Origin of the sequence: Thauera sp. SDU_THAU2 (assembly GCF_038260575.1) — a bacterium.
Lineage (GTDB): Bacteria > Pseudomonadota > Gammaproteobacteria > Burkholderiales > Rhodocyclaceae > Thauera.
Window position 1 is genome coordinate 336,391 of record NZ_JBBWUN010000003.1, and the last position, 13,961, is coordinate 350,351.

General features: G+C 64.6%; 12 protein-coding genes. All 12 read left to right on the forward strand.

From position 1 onward, the window contains the following. Window positions 1-117: 117 nt before the first annotated feature. The 12 genes from xrtA (at window position 118) to AAFL97_RS02705 (ending at window position 13,959) form a co-directional block, all read left to right on the forward strand. Window positions 118-1,650 carry an exosortase A gene (gene xrtA, locus AAFL97_RS02650; RefSeq protein WP_341643593.1) on the forward strand — a complete coding sequence of 511 codons (1,533 nt, stop codon included), beginning with the start codon at window positions 118-120 and terminating at the stop codon, window positions 1,648-1,650. Then, a complete protein-coding gene (locus AAFL97_RS02655; protein ID WP_341643594.1) occupies window positions 1,647-2,831 on the forward strand; it encodes a TIGR03088 family PEP-CTERM/XrtA system glycosyltransferase in 1,185 nt (394 codons plus the stop codon). The genes xrtA and AAFL97_RS02655 overlap by 4 nt, the downstream gene beginning before the upstream one ends. A 16-nt stretch (window positions 2,832-2,847) precedes the next feature. After that, window positions 2,848-4,776 carry an XrtA/PEP-CTERM system amidotransferase gene (locus AAFL97_RS02660; protein ID WP_341643595.1) on the forward strand — a complete coding sequence of 643 codons (1,929 nt, stop codon included), beginning with the start codon at window positions 2,848-2,850 and terminating at the stop codon, window positions 4,774-4,776. Between the two features lie 6 nt (window positions 4,777-4,782). After that, a complete protein-coding gene (locus AAFL97_RS02665) occupies window positions 4,783-6,000 on the forward strand; it encodes a TIGR04063 family PEP-CTERM/XrtA system glycosyltransferase (protein ID WP_341643596.1) in 1,218 nt (405 codons plus the stop codon). Window positions 6,001-6,002: 2 nt separating this feature from the next. Further along, entirely contained in the window at window positions 6,003-7,931 is a 1,929-nt protein-coding gene (asnB, locus tag AAFL97_RS02670) for an asparagine synthase (glutamine-hydrolyzing) (RefSeq protein WP_341643597.1), read from the forward strand. A 69-nt stretch (window positions 7,932-8,000) separates the two neighbouring features. Further along, window positions 8,001-9,140, forward strand: coding sequence for a TIGR03087 family PEP-CTERM/XrtA system glycosyltransferase (locus tag AAFL97_RS02675; protein WP_341643598.1), 1,140 nt, complete (start codon window positions 8,001-8,003; stop codon window positions 9,138-9,140). Further along, the gene (locus AAFL97_RS02680; protein WP_341643599.1) at window positions 9,137-10,123 is read left to right on the forward strand and encodes a nucleotide sugar dehydrogenase; all 987 of its coding nucleotides are present in this window, start codon (window positions 9,137-9,139) and stop codon (window positions 10,121-10,123) included. Before AAFL97_RS02675 ends, AAFL97_RS02680 begins: the two co-directional genes overlap by 4 nt. Next, entirely contained in the window at window positions 10,089-10,454 is a 366-nt protein-coding gene (locus AAFL97_RS02685) for a UDP binding domain-containing protein (protein WP_341643600.1), read from the forward strand. The genes AAFL97_RS02680 and AAFL97_RS02685 overlap by 35 nt, the downstream gene beginning before the upstream one ends. Continuing rightward, on the forward strand, window positions 10,451-11,155 hold the full coding sequence (locus AAFL97_RS02690; protein WP_341643601.1) for a hypothetical protein: 705 nt from the start codon (window positions 10,451-10,453) through the stop codon (window positions 11,153-11,155). Before AAFL97_RS02685 ends, AAFL97_RS02690 begins: the two co-directional genes overlap by 4 nt. A gap of 49 nt (window positions 11,156-11,204) precedes the next feature. Then, window positions 11,205-11,483, forward strand: a complete 279-nt coding sequence (locus AAFL97_RS02695; RefSeq protein WP_341643602.1) for a hypothetical protein — start codon at window positions 11,205-11,207, stop codon at window positions 11,481-11,483. A 47-nt stretch (window positions 11,484-11,530) separates the two neighbouring features. Next, window positions 11,531-12,610 carry a glycosyltransferase family 4 protein gene (locus AAFL97_RS02700; protein ID WP_341643603.1) on the forward strand — a complete coding sequence of 360 codons (1,080 nt, stop codon included), beginning with the start codon at window positions 11,531-11,533 and terminating at the stop codon, window positions 12,608-12,610. Next, the gene (locus AAFL97_RS02705; RefSeq protein WP_341643604.1) at window positions 12,607-13,959 is read left to right on the forward strand and encodes a phenylacetate--CoA ligase family protein; all 1,353 of its coding nucleotides are present in this window, start codon (window positions 12,607-12,609) and stop codon (window positions 13,957-13,959) included. The genes AAFL97_RS02700 and AAFL97_RS02705 overlap by 4 nt, the downstream gene beginning before the upstream one ends. Window positions 13,960-13,961 lie beyond the last annotated feature (2 nt).

Genomic DNA, 13,961 nt, shown 5'->3' on the forward strand with positions numbered 1-13,961 from the left:
GTTTCGTGGCTGCCTGGCGAGACCGGCAGGGCGTACTCAGTCGAACTCTGGAATGACTGGTTATCACATGGTGGCGATCGATGCAGCTGTCGTTGAGAGTGTGGACGGGGGAGCGGTGTGAACCCTGACATCACCGCACGGCCTGGCCCAGGTCTGTCGGGCGTGGCCTTGGCGCTCGTCCTGGGACTGCTCTGGGTCGTGGGATGGTACTGGCAGACCGCGCGGGACATGGCCGGCATCTGGTGGCGCTCCGACACTTATGCGCACGGCCTGGTCGTGCTGCCGATCTTCGCCTGGCTGGTCTGGCGTGCGCGCGACCGCATGACGGGCCTGGGGCCGCAGCCAAGCGGCTGGATGGCGCTGCCGGCGGCCGCGGCCGGCCTGCTGTGGCTGCTCGGCGGCCTGGCGAGCGTGGCCGCCGCCCAGCATTTCGCGCTGGTGGCGATGCTGTTCTGTGTGTTCCTCGGCAGTCTGGGCTGGAAGCTGGGGCGGGTGCTGCTTTTCCCCTTGCTGTTCCTGTTTTTCGCCGTGCCCATCGGCGATTTCATGCTGCCGACGCTGATGCACTACACGGCGGAATTCACCGTCTGGGCACTGCGCCTGTCCGGCGTGCCTGTCTATCAGGAAGGCCTGCATTTCGTCGTGCCGAATGGACGCTGGTCGGTCGTCGAGGCGTGCAGCGGCAGCCGCTACCTGATCGCCTCGCTGATGGTCGGTGCCTTGTACGCCTACCTCAACTACCGCAGCCTGCGGCGGCGTCTGCTTTTCATGCTTGTCGCGGCGATCGTGCCGATCCTGGCCAACTGGCTCCGTGCCTACATGATCGTGATGATCGGCTATCTGTCGGACAACACGCTGGCTGTCGGTGTCGACCACCTGCTGTATGGCTGGGTGTTCTTCGGCGTCGTCATCTTCCTGATGTTCTGGGTCGGGGGGCGCTGGCGGGAAGAGCCGGTCTATCCGACACCGCTGGTGGAGGCTGCGGATGCACCGGCTGCGGCGCGATCCTGGGCTGCCGTGCTGGTGCTGGCCCTCGCGGTGACGCCCTTTCCTGCCTTGCTGCGCGCGCTCGAAGCGCCGGTGGCTGCTTTCCCGGTGGCTTTGTCGGTGCCGGCGCCGGCTGCGGGCTGGCGCGTGGGGGATGCGACGGCCATTGCTTATCGTCCGCACTATGCCGGTGCGCGGGCCGAAGCTTTCGGCGCTTACCGGGAGGAGGCAGGTTCGCCGCCCGTCGGCTTGTCCATCGCCTGGTATTACGCGCAACGGGACGACAGCGAAATGCTCAAGTGGGGCAATGGCGTGGTATCGGCGCGGGAGGACGGCGTCGATATCCTGCGCCGCGAAGTGCGCACCGTCGCCGGCGGGCTTGCGTTGGTGCAATCGCTGATCACCTCGCCCCAGGGCAACTTGCTGGTCTGGCATCTATATCGGCTGGACGGGTTGAATTTCCATCGCGACAGCGAAATCAAGCTGCGTCTTGCCCTCGAACGTCTGGTGGGCCGAGAGGACGCGTCAGCTGCCATCGTATTGGCAACGCCGGTGAGAGACGATGCTGGCCGTGCGGGCCAGCGCCTGGAGGCTTTCCTTGGTGCGCATCTGGCGGCCATCGAAATGGCGGTGGACCGGACCGCGGAGAGCATTCCGCAATGAGCCTGCCGATGATTCTGTCGTCCGCAAGCGATGGCCGTCCGCTGGTGATGCACGTGCTGTACAGCTTCGATGTCGGCGGCCTCGAGAATGGCGTGGTGAATATCCTCAACCGCATGCCAGCGGAGCGCTTCCGCCACGTAGTGGTCGCGCTCAGCCATTGTGCGGAGGGTTTCTGCAAGCGGGTGCAGCGCGACGATGTCCAGTTCATCTCGCTGCACAAGCCGCCTGGCCATGGCGTCAAGCTGTATCCGCGTCTGTTCCGGCTGTTTCGCGAGCACCGGCCGGCTATCGTGCATACACGCAACCTCGCCGCGCTCGAAGCTGCCGTGCCAGCCTGGGCGGCCGGTGTGCCGGCGCGCGTGCATGGCGAGCACGGCTGGGATGTATCCGATCCCGGCGGCACGCTGCGCAAGTACCAGCTCGTGCGCCGCGCCTACAGTCCTTTCGTTGCGCGCTATGTCGCGCTGTCGGGGCAGATCGAGCGTTATCTGATCGAACGTGTCGGTGTGGCGGCAGCGCGTGTCGAGCGCATCTGCAACGGCGTGGACACCATTCGTTTCCATCCGGCTCCGGATGGCGTGCGTGCTTCGCTCGCGGGTAGTCCGTTCGCTGCTTCGGATGTGCTCATCGTCGGTACCGTTGGCCGCCTGCAGGCCGTCAAGGACCAGCTCAACCTGGTCCGCGCCTTTGCCGTCGCACGCCGGGATGGAGGCGAGGCTGCTGCTCGCCTGCGGCTTGTCATTGCCGGAGAAGGCCCGCTCAGGCCCGCGATCGAGGATGAGGTCAGGCAGCAGAACCTGGCCGATGTCGTATGGATGGCAGGCGAACGCAAGGATGTGCCCGAAGTGATGCGCAGCCTGGACATCTTCGCGCTGCCGTCCAGGGCAGAAGGCATTTCCAACACCATTCTCGAGGCGATGGCCAGCGGCTTGCCGGTGGTGGCGACCGATGTCGGCGGCAATGGCGAACTGATCGAGGCTGGGCGCACGGGGCTTTTGGTGCCGGCAGAGGAGCCGGTCACGATGGCCGAGGCGCTGATGTGCTACGCTTCGAATGTTGCGCTGCGGAATTCACATGGGCTAACCGGCCGTCTGCGGGTGGAGCAGGGTTTCAGTCTCGACGCCATGGTGGCGCGCTATACCGAACTTTACGAACGCCTGCTGCGACGGCGTTCGCCCTGAGCAAGGATGATTGAGCATGTGCGGCATTGCCGGCCTTTTTGACACGCGCGGCAGGCGCGACTTCGATCGCGAGCTGATGCGGCGTATGAACGATATTCAGCACCATCGTGGTCCGGACGAAGGGGGCTACCACTTCGAGCCCGGCGTTGCGCTGGCGCATCGCCGCCTGTCCATCATCGACCTCGCTACCGGCCAGCAGCCGCTGTTCAACCAGGACGGCTCGGTCGGCATCGTCTTCAACGGCGAGATCTACAATTTCCAGGAGCTCGTGCCCGAGCTCGAGGCGCTGGGGTACGTGTTCCGTACCCGCAGCGACACCGAGGTCATCGTCCATGCCTGGCAGGCCTGGGGCGAGGACTGCGTGCAGCGCCTGCGCGGCATGTTCGCCTTCGCGATTCACGACCGCAAGCGCGACACGCTGTTCATGGCGCGCGACCGCCTGGCGGTCAAGCCGATGTTCTACGCGCTGCTCGACGACGGTACGCTGGCCTTCGGCTCGGAGCTGAAGGTGCTGATGCAGCACCCCGGGCTCGACCGCCGCATCGACCCGCTGGCGGTGGAAGAGTATTTCGCGCTGGGCTACGTCGCCGAGCCGCGTACCATCTTCCTTGGCGCGAAAAAGCTCGGGCCGGGCGAATCGCTGTGCATCCGCCGCGGCCAGCCGGTGCCTGAGCCGAAGCAGTACTGGGATGTCCGCTTCACGCTCGACAACCCCTTGTCGCTCGACGATGCCACTGCCGAACTCACCGAGCGCCTGCGCGAATCTGTGCGCCTGCGCATGATTTCCGAAGTGCCCTTGGGCGCCTTCCTGTCGGGCGGGGTGGATTCCAGCGCCGTGGTTGCCACCATGGCGGGCCTGTCGAACGAGCCGGTCAACACCTGCTCCATCGCCTTCGACGATCCGAAGTTCAACGAGTCCGAGTTCGCGCAGATGGTTGCGGACCGCTATCGCACCAATCACTTCGTCGAAACCGTCAAGTCGGATGATTTCGACCTCATCGACACGCTGGCGGCGCTGTACGACGAACCCTATGCCGACAGCTCCGCGATTCCTACCTACCGCGTCTGCCAGCTCGCGCGCAAGAAGGTCACGGTGGCGCTGTCGGGCGACGGCGGCGACGAGAGTTTCGGCGGCTACCGCCGCTACCGCATGCATCTGATGGAAGAGCGCATGCGCTCGGCGCTGCCGCAAGGAGTACGCCAGCCGCTGTTCGGCCTGCTCGGCCGCGTGTATCCGAAGGCCGACTGGGCGCCGCGCGTATTTCGCGCCAAGACCACCTTCCAGGCCATGGCGCGCGATTCTGTCGAAGCCTATTTCCACAGTGTGTCGATTCTGCGTGGCGACATGCGCAGCAAGCTCTTCAGTGCCGATTTCCTCCGCAAGCTCGGTGGCTACGATGCCCTCGAAGTGTTCCGCCGCCACGCGGCCAAGGCCGGCACCGACGATGCACTGGCGCTGATCCAGTACCTGGACCTCAAGACCTACCTGGTCGGCGACATCAACACCAAGGTCGACCGCGCCAGCATGGCCCACTCGCTGGAAGTGCGCGAACCGCTGATGGACCACAAGCTGGTCGAATGGCTCGCCACGCTGCCGTCCTCGCTCAAGATCCAGGGCAACGAAGGCAAGTACGTTTTCAAGAAGGCAATGGAGCCGCTGCTGCCCGACGACGTGCTCTACCGGCCCAAGATGGGCTTTGCCGTGCCACTCGCGCGCTGGTTCCGCGGTCCGCTCAAGCAGCGCGTGCGCGAGGCCGTGCTGGGCGACACGCTGGCGGCGACCGGCATGTTCAAGCGCGATTATCTGCAGCACCTGGTCGATGCCCACCAGTCTGGCGCGCGCGACTACAGCGCGCCGCTGTGGACGCTGTTGATGTTCGAGGCCTTCATGCGCAGAAACGAAGCTGTGTCGCCGAATTCTCCGGTGTTGGCCGAAGCGGTTTGAATGACCATGCGCATCCTTCACATACTCGACCATTCCCTGCCGCTGCATAGCGGCTACACCTTTCGTACCGCGGCCATCCTGCGCGAGCAGCATGCACTTGGCTGGGAGACGGTCCATCTGACGACGCCCAAGCAGGGTTTTTCCGACATGGAGGCGGAAGAGGCGGATGGCCTGCGCTTCCACCGCACCCCGGCGCCACAAGGCACCGGCCTGATCGCGCAGATGCGCCTCACCGCAGGCCGCATCGACCAACTCGTCGCCAAGTTCAGGCCGGATCTGATTCACGCACACTCCCCGGTACTCAACGCCTTGCCTGCCGAATGGGTCGGGCGCAGGCGCCGGATTCCCGTGGTCTACGAGATGCGCGCCTCATGGGAGGATGCCGCGGTCGATCATGGCACGACCACCGAGGGCAGCCTGCGCTATCGTGTCTCGCGCGCGCTCGAAAGTTTCGCTCTGCGCCATGCCGACCAGATCACCACGATCTGCGAAGGCCTGCGCGGCGACATCCAGGCACGCGGCATCCCGGCCGACAGGATCACCGTGATTCCGAATGCGGTCGATGCCGACACCTTCCAGTTCGGCGCTGAAGCCGATCCTGCCCTGCGTAGCGAACTGGGTCTCGACGGCTGCACCGTGCTCGGCTTCGCCGGTTCGTTCTATGGCTACGAGGGGCTCAATCTGCTGGTGTCGGCCACAGCCAGGCTGGCGGCGCGCTACCCGGACATCCGCCTGCTGATGGTCGGCGGTGGCGTGCAGGAGGACAGCCTGCGCAGCCAGGCCGCGGCGGAAGGCATCGCCGACCGCGTCACTTTCACCGGCCGGGTACCGCATAGCCGGGTGCAGAAGTATTACGAACTCATCGATGTGCTCGCCTATCCGCGCCTGCCGATCCGCCTCACCGAACTCGTCACGCCGCTGAAGCCGCTCGAGGCCATGGCCCAGGGGCGGATGTTCGTGGCATCGGACGTCGGCGGCCATCGCGAGCTCATTCGCCACGGCGAAACCGGTTTCCTGTTCAAAGCGGGCAGTGTCGATGCGCTGGCCGATGCCATCGCCGATGTGCTCGAGCATCGCGAGCGCTGGCCTGCGATTCGCCGCCAGGCGCGCGATTTCGTCGAGCGCGAGCGGACCTGGGCCAACAGCGTCGGCCGCTACCGCGAAGTCTATCGGCGTGCGCTTGCCTGCCATGGCCGCGAATCCGTCCTTGCCGAGGTGCGCTGATCATGTGCGGAATCCATGGCTTGTACCGTTTCGATGGCACCCGCGTCGACCCTGCGCAACTCAGCGCCATGGGCGACGTCACGGTCCATCGCGGCCCGGACGACGAAGGCCAGCACATCGACCCGAATGGCCGCTGCGGCATCGCGATGCGCCGGCTGTCGATCATCGACCTCGCCGGCGGCCACCAGCCGATCTCCAATGCCGACGACAGCGTATGGCTGGTATGCAACGGCGAAATCTACAACTTCCGCGAACTGCGCGCAGAACTGCAGGCTCGCGGCTATCGTTTCAAGACCGGCTCGGACAGCGAGGTGCTGCTTCACCTCTATGACCAGATGGGCGATGATTTCGTCCATCGGCTGGACGGCATGTTCAATTTCGCCTTGTGGGATGAGCGCCGCAAGCGCCTGCTGATCGGCCGCGACCATCTCGGCGTCAAACCGCTGTACGTGCACCAGTCGGGCGCCATGCTGGGGTTTGCCACCGAGGCCAAGGCCTTGCTCCAACTGCCCGGCATGCGGGCGGAACTCAATCGCGAAGTGCTCGGCGACTACCTGCACCTGGGCTACGTGCCGGCGCCCCACTCGATGTTCAAGGGCATCCGCAAGCTGCCGCCGGCCACCTTGCTGGCGGTGGAGAACGGCGAGGTCAGGGAGTGGCGCTATTGGCGCCTGCCGTCACGCATCGACCGCGCACCGTCGGAGGCCGAGTGGGTCGAGCGCATCCGCAGCGGCATGGAAGCCGCGGTACATCGGCAAATGGTGTCGGACGTGCCGATCGGCGCCTTCCTGTCCGGCGGTGTCGATTCCAGCGCAGTGGTCGCCTACATGGCGAAGCACTCCGAACAGCCCATCCGCACCTACGCCATCGGCTTCGAGGGCGGCGAGGCGGAGCGCCTGTACAACGAACTGCCCTATGCGCGCCAGGTGGCCACGCTGCTGGGTACCGAGCACCATGAAATCGTCGTCAAGCCCGACGTCGTCGGCCTGCTGCCGAAGCTGCTGTGGCACATGGACGAGCCGGTGGCGGACTCGGCTTTCATCACCACCTACCTGGTGTCGGAGTTCGCCCGCCGAGACGTCAAGGTGATCCTGTCCGGCGTAGGCGGAGACGAGCTGTTCGGCGGCTACCGCCGCTATCTGGGCGATCACTACGTGCGCAAGCTGCAGCGCCTGCCGCGCTGGTCGCGGCTGCTGCTGTCGCGTACCGCCGGGCTGCTGCCGAGCGACCGCCATTCGAAGCTGCTCAACACCGTGCGGCTGGCGCGCGGCTTCCTGGCCTCGGCGGAGCTGTCGGCCGATGATCGTTACCGGGCCTACCTCCAGGTGCTCGACCGTGGAGCAGTCGCCGCCCTGACCCGTGGCGCGAGCGGCGGCAGCGATGCGCTGGCCGCAGCCTTCGCCGCGGCGGGACGGGACGATGCGCTCAACCGCATGTTCGCGGTGGACGCCGAGACCCAGCTTCCCGACGATCTGCTGCTGCTCACCGACAAGATGAGCATGGCGGTCTCGCTGGAGTGCCGCGTGCCGCTGCTCGACCGGGAACTGGTCGAGCTGGCCGCTGCGATTCCCGAGTCCCTGAAAGTGAAGAACGGCCGCCTCAAGCATCTGATGAAGGATGCGTTGGCCGACACCCTTCCGCCCGACATCCTCGACCGCAAGAAGCGCGGCTTCGGCACGCCGATGGGCGCCTGGCTCAAGCGCGATCTCGCTCCGGTGCTGCGGCGCCTGCTCGCACGCGACGTGGTGAATGATCGAGGCCTGTTCGACGCCGAGGTCGTTGCCCGTCTGGTTGCCGACCATGAAGCTGCCCGCATCGACGGCACCGATGCACTACTTTCCCTGATGAACCTCGAGATCTGGAGCCGGCTCTACCTCGACGGCCATTCTCCCGACGACGTCACCGCAGAGTTGAAGAGCCTCATCGCATGAAGATTCTTTACGTTTGCCACCGCTTTCCGTTTCCCCCCAAGCGCGGAGGCAAAGATCCGTCCCTTCAACATGATTCGCCACCTGTCGCAAAGACATGAGGTGACGGTGTGCTCGCTCGCCCGCAGCGAGGCCGAAGCGCAGGAGGGCAGCGGCATCCAGCCGCATTGCGCACGCTTCGAGATGGCGGTGGTGTCCAACCCGGTTCAGACCGTGCGCATGGTTGCCCGGCTGCCGAGCCCCGTACCGTCCTCGATGGGCTATTTCTACTCGCCCGAACTTGCGCGCAAGGTCGATGCCCTGCTCGCCAGCGAACGCTTCGATCTCATCTTCGTGCATTGCTCTTCGGTGGCGCAGTACGTGGAGAAGGTTCGCGGGATTCCCAAGATCCTCGACTTCGGCGACATGGATTCGCAGAAGTGGCTGGAATACGTCAACTACAAATCCTTTCCGCTCAGCATGGGTTACTGGCTGGAGGGTACCAAGCTCGTGCGCGAGGAAAAGCGCCTCGCCCGCCGCTTCGACCTGTGCACCGCCACCACCCGTGCCGAATGGGAGACGCTCGAATCCTACGGCACCGGCGTGTCGTCCGACTGGTTTCCCAATGGCGTGGACGCGGACTTCTTCAAGCCCGATGGCGACGGCTACGATCCGGATACGATCAGCTTCATCGGCCGCATGGACTATTACCCCAACCAGGAAGCCATGTTCCGTTTCTGCGACGAGGTCTGGCCCTTGCTGCGAAGCCGGCGCCCCGACATGAAGCTGCTCATCGTCGGCGCCGACCCCATTCCCGCGGTGCAGAAGCTCGGCGAGCGCGCGGGCATCACCGTGACCGGTTCGGTGCCCGACGTACGCCCCTACATCCTGCGTTCGGCGGCGATGGTCGCGCCACTCAACATTGCGCGCGGCACGCAGAACAAGATCCTCGAAGCCATGGCGATGGGCGTGCCAGTCGTTTCCAGCCGTATCGCGGCGGGCGGTGTCGATGCGGTGGCGGGGGAGCATCTCCTCGTCGCCGACAGCGCACAGGAGTATGCCGAAGCCATTGCAAGCATCATCGAACAGCCCGCCGAGCGCGACCGCCTCGCCCGAGCCGGGCGCGAGCGCATGTTGTCCCATCACGCCTGGCCGCGGTCCATGGAACGGCTCGATACCATCCTCGACCGCTGCCTCGACGAATTTCAAAGCAAACACGGAGCAACGCAATGAAGATCAGTATTTTCGGCCTCGGCTACGTTGGAGCGGTGTCGCTCGCCTGCCTCGCGCGCGATGGCCACCAGGTCATCGGTGTCGACATCGACCAGAGCAAGCTCGATCTCATCAAGTCAGGCACCACGCCGGTGGTGGAAGAGGGCATGGTCGATCTCATGGCCAGCGTCGCTGCCAGTGGCCGCGTCAGCGTCACCACCGATGCGGGCCGGGCGCTGCTCGACAGCGATGTCTCGCTGATCTGCGTGGGTACGCCTTCGGCGCCCAATGGTAGCCAGGACCAGGGTGCGGTATTGCGTCTGGCGGCCGATCTCGGCAAGGCCATCGCGAAGAAGTCGACACCGCACGTGCTGGTGTTCCGCTCCACGCTCGTTCCGGGCACCGTCGAGAGCACGCTGATTCCCATTCTCGAGGCCGAATCCGGCAAGCGCGACGGCGAAGGCTTCTTCACCTGCTTCCAGCCCGAGTTCCTGCGCGAAGGTTCGTCCATCCGCGATTACGACAAGCCGCCCTTCACCGTCGTCGGCGCCAACCACGATCAGCCGGTCGAGCGCCTGCGCGAACTCTTCGGCCATCTGCCGTGCAAGTTCCTGCGCACCTCGGTGCGTGCGGCCGAGACGATGAAATATGCCTGCAACAATTTCCACGCTCTCAAGATCACTTTCGCCAACGAAACCGCGCGCCTGTGCGGGGCGCTGGGGGTGAATCCGTTCGAGGTCATGGAACTGGTCTGCCAGGATACCCAGCTCAACATTTCGCCCGCCTACCTGAAACCCGGTTTTGCCTTCGGCGGTTCGTGCCTGCCCAAGCGATCTGCGCGCCACCACCTACCTGGCGAAGATGCACGATGTCGAACTGCCGATGTTGAGCGGCATCCTGCAATCCAACCGCCAGCACATCGACCGCGCCGTCGCCAAGGTGCTCGAATCCGGCTGCCGCAAGGTCGGCATGCTCGGCCTGTCGTTCAAGACCGGCACCGATGATCTGCGCGAAAGCCCGCTGGTGACGCTGGCCGAGCAGCTCATTGGCAAGGGCGTGCAACTGGCCATCTACGATCCGGACGTGCAGTTGTCGCGCTTGCTCGGCGCAAACCGCCGTTTCATCGAGACTCAGTTGCCGCACATCGGCGACCTGCTCCAGCCCGACCTCGATGACATCATCGCCAGTGCCGAGATGCTGATCGTCGGCGTCTCCAATGCCGCGATCTTCGATGCTCTGGTCACGCATGCACGGCCGGAGCAGAAGGTGCTGGACCTGGTGAATATGCCCAACAGCAAGACGCTGCACGCCGAAGTCGAAGGGCTCTGCTGGTGAAAGCTGCCGTGGAGCGGCAGAACAGCGCGGCGAGATCACGTATCTGGCTGCGCCTGTTCTGGCTGTCCGCCGTGTTGACGCTGGCGGTGGGCGTCACGCTCGTGCCGCACCTGCGCGACTCCACCGAACTGGTGCGGATGCGCAATGCCTTGCTGCTGCAATCCGAGCCGGCGGTGTACGACTGGACGCCTGCAAATGTGCCGGCCGGTTTCGCCGTCGAAACAGCAAAGCCGCTGCCGCTCTATGCCGACATCGTCACCCGCGATCAACTCAAGGTCGACGGCGACGACTGGGCCACTGCGCTCGCCATCGGCCGCCATCTGTTGCCCGATGGACGGCGGCAGGGCGGCGCGATTCAGGCCGATCTCGCCGATACCTACACGCGTATCACGCAGCAGGGCGAGGGCTACTGCGGCGACTATGCCGACAGCTTCACCGGCTTCGCCACTGCTGCCGGGGTGTTCTCGCGGCCGTGGGCGTTTTCCTTCGACGGTTTCGGCGGCCACGGCCACATCTTCAACGAGATCTGGGACAGCCAGCGGGCACGTTGGGTCATGATCGACGTGTTCAACAACTTCTACGTCACCGATTCCGACGGCGAGCCGCTGTCGGCCATGGCTTTCCGTGCCGCGCTGGAGGCAGGTGCGGATGACCTGCGCCTGGTCCCGGTGGATCCCGCTGGCACGGCCCGGTTTCCGTGAGGATGCGAAAGCGCTGGACTACTACCGCCGCGGTTTGCCTGAATGGTACATGTGGTGGGGCAACAACGTGTTCGAATACGACCGGGCATCGCTGGTGCAATTGCTGGGAGGCGTGCATCGGGCTCTTGAGCAGTTGGGAGGTGTGGTGTCGGGCGTTCACCCAGGCATTCGCATTCTGGCTACCGAACAGAATGCGGTGCAGCAAGATGCGATGCGGATGCTGCGTGTACGACTTTGGGCTGCCGCTGTTCTAGGTGCGCTGTGCTGCCTGTTCTTTGTCATCTGGCTGATTCGCAGGCGCGCACGCACTGCTGTTGATTCCAATTGAGTGCGTTGATGTCTGATCCCTCCACACCCACTGTCCAGCCCAGGGCCATGCCTACCCTCTGCATCGTCGGGCCCTTGCCGCCACCTTCCGGCGGTATGGCCAACCAATGCGAGCAGCTTGTCCGCCTGCTGCGGCAGGAAGGTGTCGAGGTCGAACTCGTGCGCAACAACGCCCCTTACAGGCCGGAGTGGGCGGGGCGTATTCCGGTGTTGCGTGCGCTGTTCCGTCTGCTTCCCTACCTGGCCGCACTGTGGTCGGTCGCGGGGCGGGTGCAGGTCATGCATATCCTCGCCAACTCCGGCTGGGCCTGGCATCTCTTCGCCGCTCCGGCAGTGTGGATCGGGCGTATTCGTGGTGTGAGCGTGATCGTCAATTACCGTGGCGGCAACGCTGACACCTTTTTTGCGGCAGCGCCACGCCACGTGCTCGCGACGCTTCGCATGGCGAGCGAGCGCGTCACGCCCTCCGGCTTTCTGCAGTGTGTCTTTGCGCGTCATGGTCTGAATGCCGTGATCGTGCCGAACATCATCGATCTGTCGCGCTTCAGCCCGGCGCCTGTGCGCGATTTCGGCGAGGCGCCGCATCTGATCGTGACCCGTAACCTCGAACCGATCTACGATATTCCGACCGCCGTCCGTGCCTTTGAGCGCGTCCGGAACGTTCTGCCCGGGGCACGGCTGACCGTTGCCGGAACCGGTCCCGAGCTCGGCCGCCTGCAGGCGCTGACTCGGGAGCTCGGTATCGAAGCTGCCGTGCACTTTGTCGGCCGTATCGACAATGCCGACATTCCTGCACTCTATGCGTCCGCCGATTGCATGCTCAATCCGAGCACCGTCGACAACATGCCGATTTCCATTCTCGAGGCTTTCGCCAGCGGCGTGCCTGTGATCAGTACCGATGCCGGAGGCATTCCCGACATGGTCGAGGATGGTGTTTCCGCGCGCCTCGTTCCGATTGGCAATGCCGAGCGCATGGCAGCCGAGGCTCTGCACGTGCTGACCGAGCCGACTCGAGCGGCTTCCATGCGCGCAGCTGGCATTGAGGAGGCCGCGCGCTATGCCTGGCCGACGGTCAGGGATCAATGGTTCGATCTTTACCGGCGCGTCGCCGGGCAACAGGACGCATGATGGGGTTCTATACCGCGATTTGCACCAATCTTCTCTTTCCGCTGCACGAGCGGCTCAAACATCACGACTCGGTCGCCCTGCGCCGGCAACTGGAGGATAGCCAGTGGTGGTCTGCCGATCGCCTCGCGCAATATCGCGTTCAACGGTTGCGTACCTTTCTCGGCCAGATTGGACGGACGGTACCGTATTACCGCGACCTGTTTGCGCGCGAAGGCTTTGACCCCGACCGGGTTGATGCGCTCGAATCGCTCCAGGGCCTGCCTTTCCTCACCAAATCTATCATCCGTGCCAACGTCGAGCAGCTCAAGGCCGAAGGCCACGGCCCATTGAGCCGCTACAACACCGGAGGCTCCTCGGGTGAACCGCTGATCTTCTACATCGGTAAATCGCGCAAGAGCCATGACGTGGCTGCCAAATGGCGTGCCACGCGCTGGTGGGGCGTCGACATTGGCGATCCGGAACTGGTGGTGTGGGGCAGCCCGGTCGAACTCGGCGCCCAGGACCGCATCCGCCAATTGCGTGACACGCTCATGCGCAGCCATCTGCTGCCGGCTTTCGAGATGTCGCCGGCCAACCTCGACCGCTTCGTCGACACCATCCGCCGCATAGGTCCGGCGATGTTGTTTGGCTACCCTTCCAGCCTGTCCCTGATAGCCCAGCATGCCTGCAAGAAGGGTATTGCAATGGACAAGCTCGGCATCAAAGTCGCCTTCGTCACATCCGAAAAGCTCTATGACGAACAGCGCCGCACCATTGCCGAAACTTACGGCTGCCCGGTTGCCAACGGCTATGGCGCGCGCGATGCCGGCTTCATTGCCCACGAATGCCCCTCCGGCAGCCTGCACATCAGCGCCGAGGACATCATCGTCGAAACCGTACGGCCGGATGGTTCGCCTGCGGCCAGAGGAGAGGCGGGCGAGATCGTCGTGACGCACATGTCTACCTCCGACTTTCCCTTCGTCCGCTATCGGACCGGGGACGTCGGCGTACTCAGCGATGAATCCTGCGCCTGCGGCCGGGGTTTGCCGGTGCTGGCCGAAGTACAGGGGCGTGCCACCGATTTCGTCGTCGCGCAGGATGGCACGATCATGCACGGACTTGCGCTCATCTACACGGTGCGGGATTTGCCTGGCGTGGAGCGTTTCAAGATCGTGCAGCATTCGCGCGAGCTCACCGAGGTTCTGCTGGTCACCAATGCACAATTCGACCCGGCGTCGGAGCTGCGGATCGTGCATGACTTCAAGACTCGGCTCGGGCAGGCTGTCGAGGTGCGAGTGAGTCGAGTGACTGAGATCCTGCCGGAGAAATCGGGCAAGTTCCGTTACGTCGTCAGCCACGTCACTCCTTAGAG